This is a genomic window from Streptomyces sp. NPDC039465, assembly GCF_055639315.1.
Window position 1 is genome coordinate 1025789 of sequence record NZ_JBVKAP010000001.1, and the last position, 22268, is coordinate 1048056.

Here is a 22268-nt window from a genome sequence, read left to right on the forward strand (position 1 = left end):
CCCAGAAGTGAGACTAAGGTCCGGGTGAATCGGCTTCCATTCTCTGGGGTGGAAAGCTGAAGGCCCCTGTGAATGAGGGCGGTCCTAGGGGGGTCGTCAGGGGTCCCCGCCTCTCCCCGCCGGTCAAGACTGAGCCGCACAGCGTGTCTTTGTCTTTTCCGAACAAGGGGTGGATCGGTAATGCTGCGTACCGAACTGATACGGCCGTTGCCCGAACTGCTGAAATCACATGCGCTTTCCTTCGGGAACAAGACGGCATTCAGTGACGGTCGGCGGAGCGTCGGATACGCCGAATTGGAGGCCCGTACGGGCCGGCTGGCCGGCCACTTCGCCGAGCTGCGGCTGCAGCCCGGCGACCGGGCCGCGATCCTGCTCGGCAACCGCGTGGAGACGGTGGAGAGTTATCTCGCCATCACGCGGGCGAGCGCGATCGGCGTACCGCTCAACCCCCGTTCCACCGAGGCGGAGCTGTCCTATCTGCTCGCGGACAGCGGCGCGCGGCTGCTGATCACCGACGCCGCCCATCTGGAGCAGGTCCGCCCGCTCCTGGAGAGCGGCGGCCTTCAGCTCAAGGTCGTCGTGGTCGACGACGAGGGTGCGGTGCCCGCCGACTGTGTTCCGTACGAGCGGCTGGCCACCACCGAGCCCGCGCTGCCCGCCCGGGACGACCTGGGCCTGGACGACCTCGCGTGGCTCCTCTACACCTCCGGCACCACCGGCAAGCCCAAGGGTGTGCTCTCCACCCAGCGCAACTGCCTGTGGTCCGTGGCCGCCTGCTACGCGCCCGTGCCGGGGCTCACCTCCGAGGACCGGGTGCTGTGGCCGCTGCCCCTGTTCCACAGCCTGTCCCACATCTTCTGCGTGCTCGCCGTGACGGCGGTCGGCGCCTCGGCGCGGATCGTCGACGGCTTCTCGGCGGAGGAGGTCCTGCGGGGCCTGGCCGAGGACGACTCGACGTTCCTCGGCGGTGTGCCGACGATGTACCACTACCTCGTGCGGGCCGCCCGCGAGCGGGGCTTCCGCGCGCCCGCGCTGCGTATGTGCCTGGTCGGTGGCGCGATCACCACGGCGTCGCTGCGGCAGGCGTTCGAGGAGTCGTTCGGCGCGCCGCTGCTGGATGCGTACGGATCGACGGAGACCTGCGGTTCCATCACCATCAACTGGCCGACCGGCGCCCGGGTCGAGGGCTCCTGCGGTCTGCCGGTGCCCGGCCTCAACGTCCGCCTCGTGGACCCGGAGACGGGTGCGGAGGTCGGTACGGACGAGGAGGGCGAGGTCTGGGTCTCCGGCCCCAATGTGATGGCCGGCTACCACAACAAGCCCGAGGAGACGGCGGCCGCGCTGCGCGACGGCTGGTACCGCACCGGTGACCTGGCCCGCCGTGACGGCGCCGGGTACTTCACCGTCACCGGCCGCATCAAGGAAATGATCATCCGGGGTGGCGAGAACATCCACCCGGGCGAGGTCGAGGACGTGCTGCGGCGGGTGCCGGGCGTCGCCGACTGCGCGGTCGTCGGCAAGCCGCACGACATCCTCGGCGAGGTGCCGGTCGCGTTCATCGTCCCGGCGGAGGAGGGCTTCGACCCGGAGGCGCTGTTCGCGGCGTGCCGTGAGGAACTCGCCTACTACAAGGTGCCCGAGGAGCTGTACGAGATCGAGGAGGTGCCCCGGACCCAGTCCGGCAAGGTCACCCGGCTCGCGCTCCTCGACCGCCCGGGCCGGCTGCGGGCGGCGGGCAGCAGCCACTTCGAGGCGCTGCTGCGGCAGGACTGGATCCCGCTGCCGTCCGTGCCGACGGCGTCCGCGGCCCCGTCCGGCTGGGCGATCGCCGGCGCGGACGCGTCCCCGTTCACGGCGGCCGGTCTGCGGGCCGAGCAGTACGCCGACCTGGCGGCCGTCCGCGCCGCGGTGGCCGCGGGCGGACCGCTGCCGGCGGTCACCGTCCTGCCGCTGGCGGACGCGCCGTCCACGCCGGAGGGCGTGGGGGCGGAGTCCGGTGGGTCCGGTGGCTCCGGTGACGTTTCGAGCGCCGGGCGCGGTGCGGGTGCGGGTGCGGCCCGTAAGGCTGATACGGGCAAGGGCGTTGCGGCCGGTGCCTGGCAGGAAAACCCGGGCGGCTCCGGGGGACGTACGCCCGAAGGGTCCGTCGGCCGGAGCACCGGAAGCGGTGCGGCAGCCACGTCTGCCGACAGGACCGCGGTCCGTGGGACCGGCGGCGACAAGCCGGCCGGTGCCGCCGGTGCCGGTGCCGGTGCCGGTGCCGGTGCCGACAAGGCCCGTACCGCTTCGAAGGACAGTGCCGGCAGCCGGGAAGCGGCCGTCGCCGACGCGGCCGAGCAGGTCGTGCGGGGGCTGGCCGAGGCCGTCGAGCCGTGGCTCGCGGACGAGGGCGTCGCCGGGTCGCGGCTGGTGATCGTGGTGCGGCGGGCCGTCGCGACCGGGGCTGGGGCCGACACGCCCGATCTGGCGCAGGCCGCCGCCTGGGGGTACGCGGGTGCGTTGCAGGCCCGTCATCCGGGCCGGATCACCCTCGTCGACCTCGACACCGGGCTCGCCACCGAGGACGGTGCGGGCGGCCCCGTCGCCGCGGCGCTGCTCACGGCGGTCGGCTCCGGCGAGGACCGGCTCGCCGTCCGGGACGGTCTCGTGCTGCAGCCCCGGCTCGCCCGGGTCTCCGCGGCCGTCGAGGACGCGCCGCGCGCGCTCGTCGACCCGCAGGCCACCGTCGTCGTCACCGGCGCCGACGGTCCGCGCGGCGGCGCCGTCGCCCGGCACCTGGTCGCCGCGCACCAGGCCCGTCATCTGCTGCTGATCAGCGGCGGCGGAGAGGCCGCGGACACGCTGCGCGGCGAGCTGGAGGCGCTCGGCGCCACCGTCGCCGTACACGTCTGCGACCTCACCGACCGGGCCGCGCTCGCCGGAGTCCTCGGCCACGCCGAGCGGCCGGTGGGCACGGTCGTCCACGCGCCCGACCCGGAGGACTTCTGGCCGGGCGCGGCGCTGCGCGCCACCGTCGAGGGGACGCTGCACCTGCACGAGCTGACGCGGGCCGCGCAGCCGGCCGCGTTCGTGATGCTGTCCTCCGCCGACGCGCTGCTCGGCATCCCCGGCGACCCGTCGCAGGCCGCCGCCGACGCGTTCGTCCAGGCCCTCGCCCAGCACCGCGTCTCGCGCGGGCTGCCGGCGCAGGCGCTGGCGTACGGGCCGTGGGAGCTGCCCTCGGCGGCGGTCGCCGAGACCGTCCCGGCGGGGATCGGCAGGCTGCCGGCCCGTACGGGGCTCGCGATGTTCGACGCCGCCCAGCTCGCCTCGCCGGCCTGCCTGTTCCCGGTGAAGCTGGACACGGCCACGCTGCACCGCGACGCCGTGCCGTCCCTCTTCGACGACCTCGTCGACGCGGCCCCGCGCGCCTCCGAGGCCGACGACACTCGCGCCGCGGCGCTGCGCGAGCGGCTGGCCGCGCTGTCCGAGGACGGCGGGGTGCGGATGCTGCTGGAGCTGGTGCGCACCGAGGCGGCCCGGACCGCCGAGCTGGACGGGCCGGGCGCGGTCGGCGCGGAACGCGCCTTCAAGGCGCTCGGTTTCACCTCCGTACACGCCGTGGAGCTGCGGAACCGTCTCACCGAGGCGACCGGTCTGCGGCTGCCGGCCACGCTCGCGTTCGACCACCCCACCGCGGCCGCGATCGCCCGCTTCCTGCGGGCGCAGCTGGTGAGCGACGCCGGCCCCGCCGCGGAGCTGGTGGCGACCGGCGCGGGGTATGACGACGAGCCCATCGCCATCGTCGGCATGGGCGTACGGCTGCCGGGCGGGGTCACCTCCCCCGAGGAGCTGTGGCAGCTGGTGTCGGACGGGGTCGACGCGGTGTCCGCGTTCCCCGACGACCGTGGCTGGGACCTGGAGAAGCTGTACGACCCGGACCCGGCGCACACCGGCACCTCGTACGTCCGTGAGGGCGGGTTCCTTTACGACGCCGGTGAGTTCGACGCGGGGTTCTTCGGGATCTCACCGCGTGAGGCGCTCGCCACGGACCCGCAGCAGCGGCTCCTCCTGGAGACGGCGTGGGAGACGTTCGAGCGGGCCAAGATCGACCCGGCGGGGCTGCGCGGCGCGAGCGTCGGCGTCTTCGCGGGCGTCATGTACCACGACTACGGCTCCCAGCTCGGTCAGGCGCCGGAGGGCACCGAGGGGTACATCGGGATCGGGACGGCGGGCAGTGTCGTCTCGGGCCGTATCTCCTACACGCTGGGCCTGGAGGGTCCGGCGGTCACGGTCGACACGGCGTGCTCGTCGTCGCTGGTGGCGCTGCACCTGGCGGCGCAGGCCGTGCGCAGCGGTGAGTGCGCGATGGCGCTCGCGGGCGGTGTCGCGGTGATGTCGACGCCGTCGTCGTTCGTGGAGTTCTCCCGCCAGCAGGGTCTGGCGACCGACGGCCGGTGCAAGGCGTTCGCGTCGGCCGCCGACGGTACGGGCTGGGCCGAGGGCGCCGGTCTGGTGCTGCTTGAGCGGCTTTCGGATGCGCGGCGCAACGGCCACCCGGTCCTCGCGGTCGTCCGGGCCAGCGCCATCAACCAGGACGGTGCGTCCAACGGCTTGACCGCGCCGAGCGGTCCGGCGCAGCAGCGCGTCATCCGTCAGGCTCTCGCCAACGCGGGTCTGTCGACGGCCGACGTCGACGCCGTCGAGGCGCACGGCACCGGCACCACGCTCGGTGATCCGATCGAGGCGCAGGCGGTCCTCGCCACCTACGGTCAGGGCCGTCCTGCGGACCGGCCGCTGTGGCTGGGTTCGCTGAAGTCGAACATCGGGCACGCGCAGTCCGCGGCCGGTGTGTCGGGTGTCATCAAGATGGTCGAGGCGATCCGGAACGGCGTGCTGCCGAGGACGCTGCACATCGACGAGCCGAGCGAGCACGTCGACTGGTCGGCGGGCTCGGTGGAGCTGCTGACGGAGGCGCGGCCGTGGCCGGAGACGGGCCGTCCGCGCCGGGCCGGTGTGTCGTCGTTCGGTGTGAGCGGGACGAACGCGCACGTCATCATCGAGCAGCCGCCGGCCGAGGAGCCGGTGGAGAGTGGCAGCGAGGACGAACTGCCCGCGCTGCCGTGGGTGTTGTCGGCGGCGTCGGCGGAGGCGCTGCCCGCGCAGGCGGCTCGGCTGTCGGCGTATCTGGAGGACCGTCCGGAGCTGGCGGCGCACGATGTCGCGCACGCGCTGGCGACGACGCGTGCCGCGCTGGAGTACCGGGCCGTGGTGACGGCCGCCGACCGCGGGTCGGCGCTGGCCGAGCTGCGGGCGCTGGCCCAGGGGAGGACGGGACCGGCGACGACGCTCGACACGCCGTCGGACGGGGCGCTGGCGTTCCTGTTCACGGGTCAGGGTGCGCAGCGGGCCGGGATGGGCCGTGAACTGTACGCCGCGTTCCCGGCGTTCGCCGCAGCCTTCGACACCGTCTGCGCCGAGGTCGACCAGCACCTCGACGGATCGCTCGCCGAGGTCATCGAAACCGGCCAGGGCCTGGACGAGACGGGCTGGACCCAGCCCGCCCTGTTCGCGATCGAGGTCGCTCTCTTCCGCCTCTACGAGTCCTGGGGCGTGCGTCCCGACCACCTCGCCGGACACTCCGTCGGTGAGATCGCCGCCGCACACGTCGCCGGCATCCTCACCCTCCAGGACGCGGCCAAGCTGATCACCGCACGCGGACGTCTCATGCAGGCCCTGCCCGCGGGCGGCACCATGGCCGCCCTCGCCCTCACCGAGGACGAAGCTGTCGCCCTGATCGACGGCCGCATCGACCAGGTCTCCATCGCCGCCGTCAACGGACCCACCTCCGTCGTCATCTCCGGTGCCGAAGAGGTCGTCTTGGAGATCGTCGCGAAGGTCAAGGAACAAGGCGGCCGAGCCAAGCAGCTCACCGTCTCCCACGCCTTCCACTCCCCCCTCATGGACCCGATGCTCGACGACCTCCGCGAGGTCGTCGCCGGGCTCACCTTCACCACACCCCACATCCCGATCGTCTCCACCCTCACCGGCAAGCCCGCCGGCGACGAGATCCTCACCCCCGACTACTGGCTCAACCACGTCCGTGAGGCAGTCCGCTTCGCCGACGGGGTCCGCGCCCTCGACGAACTCGGCGTCACCACCTACCTGGAACTCGGCCCCGACGCCGTCCTCACCGCCATGGCCGCCGAAACGATCGACGGCGACGCGGTGTTCGTACCGTCGCTGCGGCGGGCGCAGGAGGAGGCACCGGCCGTCGTGTCGGCCCTCGGCCGGCTGCACGGGCGGGGTGTCCCGCTCGACTGGGCGGCGTTCTTCGTCGGGACGGGCGCCCGCGCGGCCGACCTGCCCACCTACGCCTTCCAGCGGCAGCGCTACTGGCTGGACGCCCCGGCCGCCCCGGCCACGGCCGACGGCAGCGGCGGCGGCTCGGAGTCGCGGTTCTGGGAGGTCGTCGAGAGCGGTGACCTGGACGCGCTGGGTGTGACGCTCGGCAGCGGGGACAGCGCTTCCCTCGGGGCTGCGCTGCCGATCCTCGCCGACTGGCGGCGCGGGGAGCGGCTGCGGGACACCCTGGACTCGTGGTCGTACCGCGTCCACTGGAAGCGACTGTCGAAGGACACCGGTCCCGCGCTGTCCGGCACCTGGCTGGCGGTCGTGCCGGCCGGTCTGGCCGAGGGGCCCAGCACGGCCGCGGTCCTGGACGGGCTGCGGGCGCAGGGCGCCGAGTTCGTGGTGTACGAGGCCGGTACGGACGCGGAGGCGTACGGCGAGGGTCTGCGGGCCGCGCTGGAGGACGCGTCCGGGCGGGGCGAGTGGGGCGGTGTGCTGTCGCTGCTCGCGTTCGACACCCGGCCGCACCCGGAGCACCCGGCGCTGACGCGGGGTCTTGCCGCGCTGGCCCGGCTGCTGCCCGCGCTGGACGCGGCCGGTGCCGCCGGGCCGGTGTGGTCGCTGACCCGTGGCGCTGTCGGTGCGGGCCCGGACGGCCGGGTCGAGGACCCGGCGCAGGCCCTGGTCTGGGGCTTCGGTGTGGCCGCGGCCCTGGAGTTCCCGCGGCTGTGGGGCGGTCTGGTCGACCTGCCCGGCTCCGACGGCCTGGACCGCAGGACGGTGCAGCGCCTGGCGCTGGCCCTTGGCGGCGCCGAGGGTGAGGACCAGCTCGCGGTCCGCGCGTCGGGCGTCTTCGTCCGCCGTCTGGTGCGGGCGCCGCAGCGTGGCGCGGTCGCCGAGTGGACGCCGCGCGGCACGGTCCTGGTGACCGGCGGTACGGGCGGGGTGGCCGCGCAGATCGCGCGCAGGCTCGCCCGCGCCGGGGCGGAGCATCTGATCCTGACCAGCCGGCGCGGCTCGGCCGCCGAAGGGGTGGCCGAACTCGCCGCCGAGCTGGCCGAGTCCGGGGCCGAGGTGACGGTCGCCGCGTGCGACGTGACCGACCGGGCGTCGCTCGCCGCGGTGCTGGACTCCGTACCGGACGGGCTGCCACTGACGGCCGTCGTGCACGCGGCGGGTGTCGGGCAGACGGGTTCCGTCGCGGAGACGGGGCCGGAGGAGATGCACCGGATCCTGGCGGGCAAGGTGCTGGGTGCGGCGCATCTGGACGATCTGCTCGCGGACCGGCCGCTGGACGCTTTCGTGCTGATCTCGTCCAGTGCCGGTGTGTGGGGCGGCGGCGGTCAGAGCTCGTACGCGGCCGCCAACGCCTATCTCGACGCGCTCGCGCTGCGGCGTCGCGCGCTCGGCCGGACCGCCACGTCGATCGCGTGGGGTTCGTGGGGCGGGGCCGGAATGGGTGCCGCGGACGGGTCGGCGGAGCGGATGCGCCGGCTGGGTGTGCCCCCGATGGATCCGGAGCTTGCGGCGACGGCGCTGATGCGGGCCGTCGGGCGGGGCGAGACGACGCTGTCGGTCGCGGACGTGGAGTGGTCGCGGTTCGCGCCGGGCTACACCGCGGCCAGGCCGAGCGCGCTGATCGGTGAACTGCCCGAGGTGGTCGAGGCGCTGCGCGAGGACGAGGTCCCGGCCGCCGCGGCGGGCGGGGGCGGTTCGTTCGCCCAGAAGATCGCCGCGCTGCCCGAGGGGCGGCGTGCGGACGCGGTCCTGGAAGTGGTGCGCGAGGCGGCGGGTGCCGTGCTCGGGTACGCGAACGGGTCGGCGGTCGCGCCCGAGAAGACGTTCAAGGAGCTCGGGTTCGACTCCATGACGGCGGTCGAGCTGCGCAACCGGCTGGGTGCGAGCACCGGGGTGCGGCTCTCCCCCACCCTGGTCTTCGACCACCCGACGCCGCGGCGGCTCGCCGAGCACCTGCTCGCGGAGGCCGGGAGCGGTGCGGTGAGCGGCGCCCCGGTGGTGGCGTCCCGTGCGGTCCTGGACGACGATCCGATCGCGATCGTGTCGATGGCCGGGCGTTTCCCCGAGGGCCTGGACTCCCCCGAGGAGCTGTGGGGTCTGCTGGCCGAGGGCCGGGACACGATCGCCGACTTCCCCACCGACCGCGGCTGGGACATCGACGGCCTGTACGACCCGGAGCCGGGTACACCCGGCAAGACGTACTCGGTGAAGGGCGCGTTCCTGCGCGGCGCCGACCGGTTCGACGCGGCGTTCTTCGGGATCTCGCCGCGTGAGGCGCTGGCGATGGACCCGCAGCAGCGGGTGATCCTGGAGACGGCGTGGGAGACGTTCGAGCGCGGTGGTATCGACATCACCACGCTGCGCGGCAGCCGGACGGGTGTCTTCGTGGGCGCCTTCCACACCGGCTACGCCGTCGGCACGGACAACGACGAGGTCGACGGCTACACCGCGACCGGCAACCAGCCGAGCGTGCTGTCCGGCCGGGTGTCGTACACCTTCGGCTTCGAGGGTCCGGCGGTCACGGTCGACACGGCGTGCTCGTCGTCGCTGGTGGCGCTGCACCTGGCGGCGCAGGCGGTCCGTAACGGCGAGGTGGATCTGGCGCTCGCGGGCGGTGTGACGATCCTGGCGAGCCCGGACGGGTTCGTGGAGTTCTCGCGGCAGCGCGGTCTGGCCATGGACGGCCGGTGCAAGGCGTTCGCGTCGGGCGCGGACGGTACGGGCTGGTCGGAGGCGGCCGGGCTGCTGCTGATCGAGCGTCTTTCGGACGCGCGGCGCAACGGCCATCAGGTCCTGGCCGTGCTGCGGGGCAGCGCCATCAACCAGGACGGTGCCTCCAACGGTCTGACGGCCCCGAACGGTCCCGCGCAGCAGCGGGTGATCCTCCAGGCGCTGGCCGACGCGGGTCTGGCACCCGCCGACGTGGATCTGGTCGAGGCGCACGGCACGGGCACGAAGCTGGGTGACCCGATCGAGGCGCAGGCGCTGATCGCCACGTACGGGCAGGGCCGCCCCGAGGGGCAGCCGCTGTGGCTGGGTTCGTCGAAGTCGAACATGGGGCATTCGCAGGCGGCGGCCGGTGTCACCGGAATCATCAAGGTGATTCAGGCGATGCGGCACGGTGTCCTGCCGAAGACGCTGCACGTGGGCGAGCCGACACCGCACGTGGACTGGTCGGCCGGTGACGTGGAGCTGCTGACCGAGGCGCGGCCGTGGCCGGACTACGGTCACCCGCGCCGGGCCGGTGTGTCGTCGTTCGGTGTGAGCGGGACGAACGCGCACGTCATCATCGAGCAGCCGCCGGCCGAGGAGCCGGTGGAGAGTGACGACACCGCGGAACCGCCCATCATTGATTGGCAGTTGGCCGGGTCGACGGAGGAGGCGCTGCGGGCGCAGGCCGGGCGGCTGCTGGACTTCGCCCGTGACCGGGACGCCCGTGCGGTGGGCCGTGCGCTCACTCGGCGTCCGGCGCTCGACCGTCGTGCGGTGGTCGTCGGCGCGGACCGTGAGGAGCTGCTCGCGGGTCTGGAGTCGCTGGCGGCGGGTACGGCGTCGGCGCAGGTGGTCGTCGGGTCTCCGGTGCCGGGCAAGGTGGCGTTCCTGTTCACGGGTCAGGGTGCGCAGCGGGCCGGGATGGGCCGTGAACTGTACGCCGCGTTCCCGGCGTTCGCCGCAGCCTTCGACACCGTCTGCGCCGAGCTCGACCAGCACCTCGACGGATCGCTCGCCGAGGTCATCGAAACCGGCCAGGGCCTGGACGAGACGGGCTGGACCCAGCCCGCCCTGTTCGCGATCGAGGTCGCTCTCTTCCGCCTCTACGAGTCCTGGGGCGTGCGTCCCGACCACCTCGCCGGACACTCCGTCGGTGAGATCGCCGCCGCACACGTCGCCGGCATCCTCACCCTCCAGGACGCGGCCAAGCTGGTCACGGCGCGCGGACGTCTCATGCAGGCCCTGCCCGCGGGCGGCACCATGGCAGCCCTCGCCCTCACCGAGGACGAAGCTGTCGCCCTGATCGACGGCCGCATCGACCAGGTCTCCATCGCCGCCGTCAACGGACCCACCTCCGTCGTCATCTCCGGTGCCGAAGAGGTCGTCTTGGAGATCGTCGCGAAGGTCAAGGAACAAGGCGGCCGAGCCAAGCAGCTCACCGTCTCCCACGCCTTCCACTCCCCCCTCATGGACCCGATGCTCGACGACCTCCGCGAGGTCGTCGCCGGGCTGACGTTCGAGGCGCCGGCCATCCCGATCGTGTCGACGCTGACCGGCAAGCAGGCCGGGGACGAGATCCTCACCCCGGACTACTGGGTCAACCACGTCCGTGAGGCAGTCCGCTTCGCGGACGGGGTACGGGCGCTGGACGAGCTCGGCGTCACCACGTATCTGGAGCTCGGCCCCGACGCCGTCCTCACCGCCATGGCCGCGGAGACGCTGGACGGCGAAGGCTCCCTGACCGTCCCCGCGCTGCGACGGGGCCAGGACGAGGTCCGGGCCGCCGTCCTCGCCCTCGGCACGCTGCACACCCGTGGCGTGCCGACGGGCCGGGCGGCCCTGCACGCCGTCGACGCCGAACGGCCCGACGAGCGGCTGCTGCTGCCGACGTACGCCTTCCAGCGCGAGCGGTACTGGCTGGACCCGGCGGCGCCCTCCGGGGACGTCGGTTCGGTCGGTCTCGGTGAGCCGGACCATCCGCTCCTCGGTGCGGTGACCGTGCTCCCCGACTCGGGCGGTGTGCTGGCATCGGGCCGGCTGTCGCTGGCCACCCAGCCGTGGCTGGCCGACCACACGATCGCGGGGACCGTGCTGCTGCCCGGCACCGCGCTCGTGGAGCTGGCGGTGCGGACCGGTGACGAGGCGGGCAGCCCGCATCTGGAGGAGATGATCGTCGAGGCGCCGCTGGTGATCCCGGCCAAGGGTGGTGTGCACGTCCAGGTCGTCGCGTCCGGTGAGGACGCCTCGGGCCGTCGCAGCGTCGGGATCTGGTCCCGCGCGGACGACGCGGCGGCGGACCTGCCGTGGACCCGGCACGCGAGCGGCTCGCTCACCGCGGCCGGTGCGGCCGCGCCGGAGGCGGACCTGACGGTCTGGCCGCCGGCGGGGGCGGAGCCCGCCGGAACGGACGGCTTCTACGAGCGGCTCGCCGAGGGCGGTTTCGCGTTCGGTCCGCTGTTCCAGGGGCTCGGCCGGGTATGGACGCGCGGCGAGGAGGTGTTCGCCGAGGTCACGCTGGACGACCTGGGGGCCGCCGACCGGTTCGGGATCCATCCCGGGCTGCTCGACTCGGCACTGCACGCGGCGGCGTTCGCGCCGTCGCGGGCCGGTGACGAGCGGACGCGGCTGCCGTTCGCATGGAACGGCGTCACGCTGTACGCGTCGGGTGCGACCGCGCTGCGGGTGCGGATCGCCCCGGCAGGTGCGGACGGGTTCTCGGTGACGGCGGCGGACGCGACCGGCGCGCCGGTGGCGGCGGTGAGCTCGCTGGTCTACCGGGAGGTGGCCGCCGAGCAGCTGGGCGGCGGCGCGGACGCGGCCGTGCGGGACGCGCTGTTCCGTACGGAGTGGCCGGCGGTGCCGCTGGGTGCCGCGGCGGGCGACCCGGGCTGGTCGCTCCTTGCGGCCTCGGCCGATCCGGCGCTGCCGGTCCCGGCCAGGGTGCGGGCGCTGACCGGGCAGGTACTCACGGCCGTGCAGGAGTTCGTGGAGGACCCGGCGAAGGACGGCACGTCCCTCGTCGTGACCGTGGACGCGGGCGATCCGGCGTCGACGGCCGTACGGGGTCTGCTGCGCACCGCGCAGCTGGAGTACCCGGGCCGGATCGTCCTGGTCGAACTGGACGGCACGGACGCCTCCCGGGCGGCGCTGGCGGCGGCCGTGGCGACGGGCGAGTCGCATCTCGCGCTGACCGGCGGTGCGGCGACGGCTCCTCGGCTGGCACGGAACGTGCAGGTCGGCGCCGAGGCTCCGCTCGGTGCGGACAGCGTCGTCCTGATCACGGGCGGCACGGGTTCGCTGGGTGCGCTGGTGGCCCGGCACCTGGTCTCGGCGTACGGCGTGACGCGGCTGGTGCTGACCAGCAGGCGGGGCCGGGCGGCGGACGGTGTCGACGAACTGGTCTCCGGGCTCGCGGAGTTGGGTGCGACGGATGTGGCGGTCGAGGCGTGTGACGCCGCCGACCGGGACGCGGTACGGGCCCTGCTGGAGCGGCATCCGGTGACGGCGGTCGTGCACACGGCCGGTGTCCTGGACGACGGCTCGCTGGCGTCGCTGACGCCGGAGCGGTTCGACACGGTCCTGACGCCGAAGGCGGACGGAGCCTGGAACCTGCATGAGCTGACCGTGGACCGGGCGCTGGAGGCGTTCGTCCTCTTCTCGTCCGTGTCGGGCACGCTCGGCAACCGTGGTCAGGCCAACTACGCCTCCGCCAACGCCTTCCTGGACGGTCTGGCCGCGCTGCGGCGGGCCGCGGGCCTCCCGGCGACGTCGCTGGCCTGGGGCCTGTGGGAGCAGGTCGGTGGTATGGCGTCCACTCTGGAGGCCGGCGAGCAGCGCCGGGCCGCGCGGGACGGCATGCGGGCGATCAGCGAGTCCGAGGGGCTCGCGCTGCTGGACGCGGCGCTGCGCTCCGAGGAGGCGGCGCTCGTCCCGGCGAAGCTGGATCTGGCGGCGTACGCCCGGCAGCAGCCCGTCCCGGCTCTGCTGCACGCTCTGGTGCGGCCGGCTCGTAAGCAGGCGGCCGCGGCGGCCGAGCAGTCGGCGGAGTCGTTCGCGGACCGGCTGGCGAAGCTGGACGAGCGGGAGCGGGAGGCCGCGGTCCTGGAGCTCGTACGGACCGAGGCGGCGATCGCGCTGGGGCACTCCGGTGCCGACGCCGTCCAGCCGGAGCAGGCGTTCAAGAACCTCGGGTTCGACTCGCTTGCGGCGGTGGAGCTGCGCAACCGGCTGACCGCGACGACGGGGATCCGGCTGCCGGCGACGCTGGTCTTCGACTATCCGACGCCGCTGGCGCTGGCCCGGCAGCTCCAGGAGCAGCTGGCGCCGGCTCCGGCCGCCGCGCAGGGGGCGACCGCGTCGGAGGTGCTGGCCGAGCTGGAGCGCCTGGAGCGGGTGCTGGCCGCGACCGTCCTCGACGACGGGCGGCAGTCGGAGCTGGCGCTGCGGCTGCAGACCCTGGCGGCGCAGTGGGGCGGCAAGGCCCCGCTGGGCGGCGGGGACGACTCGGGGATCGATCTCGACTCCGCGAGCGACGACGAACTCTTCGACCTCATCGACAGCGAACTCGGGCTGTCCTGACCGGCAGACCTCACCTCTTTCACACAAAGGAACACACTTGTCATGACGAATGATGAGAAGCTCCGCGACTATCTGAAGCGTGTGGTCGCCGAGTTGAAGCAGACGCAGGGACGGCTGCGCGAGATCGAGTCGGTGAAGTGCGAGCCGATCGCGATCGTCGGGATGGCGTGCCGGCTGCCGGGCGGGGTGACCACGCCCGAGGAGCTGTGGCGGCTGGTCGACGAGGGCCGGGACGCGGTGAGCGAGTTCCCGGTCAACCGGGGCTGGAACACCGACGACCTGTATGACCCCGATCCGGAGAAGTCCGGGAAGTCGTACGTCCGCGAGGGCGGGTTCCTGCACGACGCCGACGAGTTCGACGCCCGGTTCTTCGGGATCTCGCCGCGTGAGGCGCTGTCCATGAATCCGCAGCAGCGGCTTCTCCTGGAGACGGCGTGGGAGACGTTCGAGCGGGCCGGGATCGATCCGACGACGCTCGGCGGTGCCAGCGTCGGCGTGTACGCCGGGGTGATGTACCACGACTACGCGGTCGGTCTGACCGATGTGCCGCGTGAGGTCGAGGGGATGCTGTCGATCGGCAACTCGGGCAGCGCCACCTCGGGCCGGGTGTCGTACACGCTGGGTCTTGAGGGTCCGGCGGTGACGGTGGAGACGGCGTGCTCGTCGTCGCTGGTCGGTATCCATCTGGCGGCGCACGCGCTGCGCTCCGGCGAGTGCACGATGGCGCTGGCCGGCGGGGTGGCCGTGATGGCGACGCCGGACACGTTCGTGGAGTTCTCGCGGCAGCAGGGTCTGTCGCCGGACGGCCGGTGCAAGGCGTTCGCGGGGGCCGCGGACGGCACCGGCTGGTCCGAGGGCGCGGGTCTGATCCTGCTGGAGCGTCTGTCGGACGCGCGCCGCAACGGCCACCCGGTCCTCGCGGTGATCCGGGGCACGGCCGTCAACCAGGACGGCGCGTCGAACGGTCTGACCGCGCCGAACGGTCCCGCGCAGCAGCGGGTCATCAAGCAGGCGCTGTCCAACGCGGGTCTGAGCCCGCAGGACGTGGACGTCGTGGAGGCGCACGGCACGGGCACGAAGCTGGGTGACCCGATCGAGGCGCAGGCGCTGATCGCCACGTACGGGCAGGGCCGCCCGGAGGGGCAGCCGCTGTGGCTGGGGTCGCTGAAGTCGAACATCGGGCACTCCCAGTCGGCGGCCGGTGTCGCCGGTGTGATCAAGATGGTGGAGGCGATCCGGCACGGCGTCCTGCCCAAGACGCTGCACGTCGACGAGCCGACGCCGCACGTGGACTGGTCGGCCGGTGACGTGGAGCTGCTGACGGAGGCGCGTCCGTGGCCGGAGACGGGCCGCCCGCGCCGGGCCGGTGTCTCGTCCTTCGGGGTGAGCGGCACCAACAGCCATGTCGTCATCGAGCAGGCCCCGGCGGCGGAGGAGCCGGCGGCGGACGAGGCGGAGCGCACGCAGGTGCCGGTGGTGCCGCTGGTGCTGTCGGCCCGTACGCCGGAGGCACTGGGCGCCCAGGCCGGGCGGCTGCACGCGCTGCTGACGGCCGACCCGGAGCTGGACCCGGTCGATGTGGGCCATTCGCTGGTGACGACCCGTACGGCCTTCGAGCACCGTGCGGTGGTGGTGGCCTCGGAGCGGCAGGAGCTGCTGGACGCGGTCGCGGCGCTGACGCGCGGCGAGCGTCCGGCGGGGGTCGCCGAGGGTGAGCGGGCGCCGGGGAAGCTGGCGCTGCTGTTCACCGGTCAGGGCGCGCAGCGGGCCGGGATGGGACGGGAACTGTACGAGTCGTTCCCGGTGTTCGCGGAGGCGTTCGACGCGGTCTGCGCGGAGTTGGACCAGCACCTCGACCGGCCGCTGGCCGAGGTGATCGCTTTTGGTGACGGGCTGGACGAGACGGGGTTCACGCAGCCCGCGCTCTTCGCCCTGGAGGTCGCCCTCTACCGGCTCGTCGAATCTTGGGGGGTGCGGCCCGACCATGTGGCGGGACACTCGATCGGTGAAATTGCAGCGGCGCATGTGGCGGGCGTACTCACGCTTGCGGACGCGAGTGCGCTCGTCGCGGCTCGTGGCCGGCTGATGCAGGCCCTGCCTTCGGGCGGGGCGATGGTGGCGCTCGGTGTATCCGAGGCGGAGGTGGCTCCGCTGCTGGCCGGGGCGGTGTCGATCGCGGCGGTCAACGGGCCGTCGTCGGTGGTGATCTCGGGTGAGGAGGCCGCGGTCCTCGCCGTCGCCGAGCGGGTGAAGGCGGCCGGTCACCGCACCAAGCGACTGACGGTGTCGCACGCCTTCCACTCGCCGCTGATGGAGCCGATGCTCGCCGACTTCCGTGCGGTGGTGTCGGGCCTTACGTTCGCGGCGCCGAAGATCCCGGTGGTGTCGACGCTGACCGGTGCGCTCGCCGGGGAGGAGCTGCGGACGCCGGAGTACTGGGTGCGGCACGTCCGGGAGGCCGTGCGGTTCTCGGACGGGGTCCGGGCGCTCGCCGCGCTGGGGACGACGACGTTCCTGGAGCTGGGCCCGGACGCGGTGCTCACCGCGATGGCGACGGAGTGCCTGGACGGCGACGGCGACGCTGTTGTCGTGCCGTCGCTGCGGCGTGGGCACGCCGAGGCGCCGGTCCTGGTCGAGTCGGTGGGCCGGGTGTGGGCGGCCGGGCGGATCGTGGACTGGCCCGCCTACTTCGAGGGCACCGGCGCGCGCCGGGTGGAGCTTCCGACGTACGCCTTCCAGCGTGAGCGGTACTGGCTCGCGGGCGGCGCGGGCGCGGGTGATGTGACGGCGGCCGGTCTGGCCGGGGCCGGGCATCCGCTGCTCGGCGCGGTCCTCGGGCTGCCGGGCGAGGAGGGCGTGTGGGGGACGAGCCGGCTGTCGGTGTCGACGCATCCGTGGCTGGCCGACCACACCGTCGGTGGTGTGGTGGTCGTGCCGGGCGCGGCGCTGGTGGAGCTGGCCGTACGGGCCGGTGACGAGGCGGGCGCCGGGGTGCTGGACGAGCTGGTCGTGGAGGCGCCGCTGACGCTGCCCGCGCACGGCGCGGTGCAGCTGCGGATCGGGGTCGCGGGTCCTGACGCGACGGGCCGTCGCCCGGTGACGGTCCATTCGCGGCCCGAGGACGCCTTGGCGGGCACGCCGTGGACGCGGCACGCGTCCGGGTTCCTGACGGATGCGTCGGCGGCGCCCGGTGCGGCGCTGTCGGTGTGGCCGCCGGCCGGTGCCGAGGCCGTGGACCTGGCCGGGTTCTACGAAGCGCAGGAGGCGGCGGGCCTGGGCTACGGTCCGGTCTTCCGCGGCCTGCGAAAGGTGTGGACCCGCGGCGAGGAGGTGTTCGCCGAGGTCGCCCTGGACGAGCAGGAGAGCGGCGCCGCCGAGCGGTTCGGGCTGCATCCGGCGCTGCTGGACGCGGCGCTGCAGGCCAGCACCTTCCTCGACGTGGCCGCGTCCGACGGCGAGGCGGACGGCGTACGGCTGCCGTTCGCATGGAACGGGGTGACCCTGCACGCGGCGGGCGCCGCGTCGCTGCGGGTGCGTGCGGTGGCCTCCGGGTCCGGGGTGTCCCTGGATCTGGCGGACGCCTCGGGCGCGCCGCTGGCGACGGTCGGGTCGATGGTGACACGGCCGGTGTCGGCGGAGCAGCTGGCCGGTGGCGGTGACGATCCGCTGCGGGATGCGCTGTTCCAGGTGGAGTGGGTGCCGGCCGCCCTCGACACGGCGTCCGTCGCCGGGGGCTGGACCGAGCTGGACGCCATGTCCGTGGCCGTGGGTTCGGTGCCCGAGCGGGTGCGGGCCCTGACGGGCCGGGTCCTGGCGGCCGTCCAGGAGCATGTGGAGGACGCCGACCCGGCCGAGGGCCCGCTGGTGGTCACGGTCCGCTCCGGCGACCCGGCCGCGGCGGCCGTGCGCGGTCTGCTGCGCTCGGCGCAGCTGGAGTACCCGGACCGGCTGGTCCTCGCCGAGCTGGACGGCACGGACGCCTCGCGGCAGGCCTTGGCCGCCGCGGTGGCGACGGGCGAGTCGCAGTTCGCGCTCACCGAGGGCGCGTTGAGCGTGCCGAGGCTGGTGCGCGGCACGGTGGCCCCGGCCGACCACGGCGTGCTGCGGGACGACGGCAGGGTGCTGATCACGGGCGGTACTGGCTCCCTCGGCGCCCTGCTCGCCCGGCACCTGGTGTCGGAGTACGCGGTGCGCAACCTGGTGCTGACCAGCCGGCGCGGCCGGGCCGCCGACGGGGTGGAGGAGCTGGTCGACGAGCTGTTCGAGCTGGGCGCCGCCTGTGTGGCGGTGGAGGCGTGCGACGTCGCCGACCGCGAGTCCGTGGAGGCGCTGCTTGCGCGGTATCCGGTCACGGCCGTCATCCACACGGCCGGTGTCCTGGACGACGGCATCCTCGGCTCGCTCACCCCCGAACGGCTGGACACCGTCCTCGCCCCGAAGGCGGACGGCGCCTGGCATCTGCACGAGCTGACCGCCGACCGGGATCTGGACGCGTTCGTGCTGTTCTCGTCGGTGACCGGCGTCCTCGGCAACCCGGGGCAGGCCAACTACGGTGCCGCGAACGGCTTCCTGGACGAGCTGGCCCGGCTGCGGCGCGGTCTGGGCCTGCCCGCGACCTCGCTGGCCTGGGGCCTGTGGGAGCAGAGCGGCGGCATGGCCGCGTCGGTCGAGGCCCGGGCCGCCAAGGGCGGGATGCGGGCGATCACCGAGGCGGAGGGGCTGGCGCTGTTCGACGCGGCTCTTGCCGCCGAGGACGCCGCGCTCGTCCCGGCGAAGCTGGACCTGGCCGCGTACGCACGGCGCCAGCCCATACCGGCGCTGCTGCACGGTCTGGTGCGCCCGGCCCGTAAGCAGGCTTCGGCGGCCGTGGCCGGCGGGGACACCCTGGCGGTCCGGCTCGCGGCGCTGCCCGAGGCCGAGCGGCAGCGCGAGGTGCTGACGCTGGTGCGGGCCGAGGCGGCCGCGGCGCTGGGTCACTCGGGCGGTGACGCGATCAAGGCCGGGCAGGCGTTCAAGGAGGTCGGCTTCGACTCGCTGGCGGCGGTGGAGCTGCGCAACCGGCTCACCGCGGCGACCGGGATCAAGCTGCCCGCGACCCTCGTCTTCGACTATCCGACGCCGGCCGTGCTCGCCGAGCATCTGCTGGCCCAGCTCGCCCCGGCGGGCGGCGGCCAGACCGCCGACCCGGCAGGCCGTGAGGCGGACATCCGCCGGTTCCTGGCCATGGTGCCGCTGGACCGGCTGGCCACCCTGGGGGTCCTGGACCGGGTGCTGCCGCACCTGGACACCGTCACCCTCGACTCCCTCGAACTCCCCGACGAGAGCGGCGCCGACGATGCCGTCGCCTCCGAACGGATCAGCGACATGAGCGTCGACAGTCTGCTGGAGCTCGCGCTGGGCAGCGAAGCCCGCTGAGCGAAGCCCATCGACCGAGCCCCTTTACGGAGGAAGCAATGACCGCAACAGAGGACAACGCCGCCAAGCTCGTCGAGGCGCTGCGGGCCTCGCTCATCGAGAACGAGCGGCTCAAGCGGGAGCAGGCCGCCGCGGCGGCCGCCGCCAAGGAGCCCATCGCCATCGTCGGTATGGCGTGCCGGCTGCCGGGCGGGGTGAGCACGCCGGAGGAGCTGTGGCGGCTGGTCGCCGACGGCACCGACGCGATCAGCGAGTTCCCCGCCGACCGTGGCTGGAACACCGACGACCTGTACGACGAGGACCCGGAGAAGTCGGGCCGTACGTACGTCCGCGAGGGCGGGTTCCTGCACGACGCCGCCGACTTCGACGCCGGGTTCTTCGGGATAGCCCCGCGGGAGGCGCTCGCCACCGACCCGCAGCAGCGGATTCTCCTGGAAACGGCGTGGGAGGCGTTCGAGCGGGCCGGGATCGCGCCGAGCAGCCTGCGCGGCGCCAACGTCGGCGTCTACGCCGGGCACATGTACCACGACTACGCCGGCCGCCTCCAGGACGTCCCGAAGGAGGTGGAGGGGCTGCTCGGGATCGGCAACTCCGGCAGTGTCGCCTCCGGCCGTATCTCGTACACCTTCGGCTTCGAGGGCCCCTCGCTCACCCTGGACACGGCCTGCTCGTCGTCGCTGGTGGCAATCCATCTGGCGGCGCAGGCGCTGCGCAGCGGCGAGTGCTCGATGGCGCTGGCGGGCGGTGTCGCGGTGATGTCGACGCCGGGGGTGTTCGTGGAGTTCTCGCGGCAGCGCGGGCTCGCCACCGACGGCCGCTGCAAGGCGTTCGCGGCCGGCGCCGACGGCACCGGCTGGTCGGAGGGCGCGGGTCTGATCCTGCTGGAGCGTCTGTCGGACGCCCGCCGCAACGGCCACAAGGTCCTGGCCGTGGTCCGGGGCAGCGCAGTCAACCAGGACGGTGCCTCCAACGGTCTGACCGCCCCCAACGGCCCCTCCCAGCAGCGGGTCATCAAGCAGGCCCTCGCCAACGCGGGCCTGACCGCCCGGGACGTCGACGCCGTCGAGGCGCACGGCACCGGCACCACCCTCGGCGACCCGATCGAGGCGCAGGCGCTGCTCGCCACGTACGGCGAGGACCGGCCGCGGTCCGGGGAGGGCGTCGAGCCGCTGTGGCTCGGCTCGCTGAAGTCGAACATCGGCCACTCCCAGTCGGCGGCCGGTGTGGCCGGTGTGATCAAGATGGTGGAGGCGATCCGGCACGGCGTCCTGCCCAAGACGCTGCACGTCGACGCGCCGTCGCCGAAGGTGGAGTGGACCGGCGGGGTGGAGCTGCTGACCGAGAACCGGCCGTGGCCGGAGCTTGGCCGGCCCCGCCGGGCCGCGGTCTCCTCGTTCGGTGTCTCCGGCACCAACAGCCACGTCATCCTGGAGCAGGCCCCCGCGGAGGAGGCGGTGGAGGAGCCCCGTACGGCCCCGCCCGCCGTGCCGTGGGTGCTGTCGGCCCGCTCGGCGGCCGCGCTGAAGGACCAGGCGCTGCGGCTGCACGACCATGTCACCGCCCGCCCGGGGCTCGAACTCACCGACATCGGCCACTCGTTGCTGACGACCCGCGAGGCTCTGGAGCGGCGGGCCGTGGTGGTCGCCACCGACCGCGCCCAGGCGCTGACGGCGCTGGCGGACCTGGCGGCCGGGGAGACACCCGCGCAGGTCGTGCGGGGCACCGCCGACGCCGACGGCAAGACGGTGTTCGTCTTCCCCGGGCAGGGCTCGCAGTGGCTCGGCATGGGCGGGCAGCTGCTCGACGAGTCGCCGGTGTTCGCGGCCAGGATCGCCGAGATCGAGGAGGCGTTCGCGCCGTTCGTCGACTGGTCCCTGACCGATGTGCTGCGGCAGGCGCCGGGCGCCGCGTCGCTGGAGCGGGTGGACGTCGTCCAGCCGGTGTCGTTCGCGATGATGGTGGCGCTGGCGGAGCTGTGGCGTTCGTACGGCGTCGAGCCGGACGCCGTCGTCGGCCACTCCCAGGGCGAGATCGCGGCGGCCGCGGTCTGCGGGGCGCTGTCCTTGGCGGACGCCGCCCGGGTGGTGACGCTGCGGTCCCGGGCGATCGGCGCGATCACCGGCAAGGGCGCCATGGCGACCGTGTTCCTGCCCGCGGAGGAGACCGGGCGGCGGCTTGAGCCGTGGAGCGCGGACCTGGCGGTCGCGGCGGTCAACGGCCCCGGCTTCACCGTCGTCGCGGGCGGCATCGAGGCCCTGGACGCCTTCTCGGCGAGCCTGGAGGCCGACGGGGTGCGGGTGCGCCGTATCGCCGTGGACTACGCCTCGCACTCCCCGCACGTGGAGGACATCCGCACCGACCTGTACGACGTCCTGGCGCCGATCGTCCCGCGCAAGCCGCACGTGCCGATGCTGTCGACCGTCACGGGCGAGTGGATCGGCGCGGGCGACACCGACGCGAAGTACTGGTACGAGAACCTGCGCCGCACGGTGCACTTCGCGGACGCCGCGGCCGTCCTGCGCGACCAGGGCTATCAGGTGTGGGTGGAGTCCAGCCCGCACGCGGTCCTCGTGCCGGCGCTCCAGCAGCTCCTGGAGTCCGCCGCGGCCGGCGCCGTGGTCACCGGCTCGCTGCGCCGTAACGAAGGCGGGCACGCCACGTTCCTCACCTCGCTCGCCCAGCTCCATGTGCGGGGCGTGCCCGTCGACCTCGGCCGGGTCTTCGAGGGCACCGGCGCCCGCCGCATCGACCTTCCCACCTACGCATTCCAACACCGTCGCTACTGGCTGGAGGCTTCCATCGTGATCGGCAACGGCGAGACCGCCGCGCAGAACGACCTCGTCGAGGAGACCACGGAGGAGCCCGCGCAGCTGCTCGCGGCGCGGCTCGCCGGTCTCTCCCCCGACGAGCGCATCGATGTGCTCACCGATGTGGTGCGCACCGAGGCCGCGGCCGTCCTCGGCCATGACGATCTGGAGGAGATCGAGGAGAACAGCGGCTTCTTCGACATCGGCTTCACCTCGCTGACGGCGGTGGAGCTGCGCAACCGGATCTCCGAGGCGACCGGTCTCGCGCTGCCCGCGATGCTGCTGTTCGACCAGCCGACGCCGGGCATGGTCGCCGAGTTCCTCGAGCCGCTGCTGCCGGCCGGGGTCCCGGCGAACGCCTGACCATGCGCGCGGGGGCGGGCGGGCCCTTCGGGGTCCGTCCCGCCC

Annotated in this window: 2 protein-coding genes and 1 pseudogene; all 3 read left to right on the top strand. The window is 73.9% G+C overall.

All coding sequences use genetic code 11. From position 1 onward, the window contains the following. Positions 1 to 180 precede the first annotated feature (180 nt). Entirely contained in the window at positions 181 to 13638 is a 13458-nt protein-coding gene (locus tag ACZ7LT_RS04670) for a type I polyketide synthase (protein ID WP_471234219.1), read from the top strand. Between the two features lie 42 nt (positions 13639 to 13680). Further along, positions 13681 to 19053 (top strand): type I polyketide synthase, encoded by a 5373-nt coding sequence (locus ACZ7LT_RS04675; RefSeq protein ID WP_471234221.1) that lies wholly within the window; start codon positions 13681 to 13683, stop codon positions 19051 to 19053. 65 nt (positions 19054 to 19118) lie between these two features. Further along, a pseudogene (locus tag ACZ7LT_RS04680) lies at positions 19119 to 22223 on the top strand (type I polyketide synthase); the annotation flags it as partial. Between the last annotated feature and the right edge of the window lie 45 nt (positions 22224 to 22268).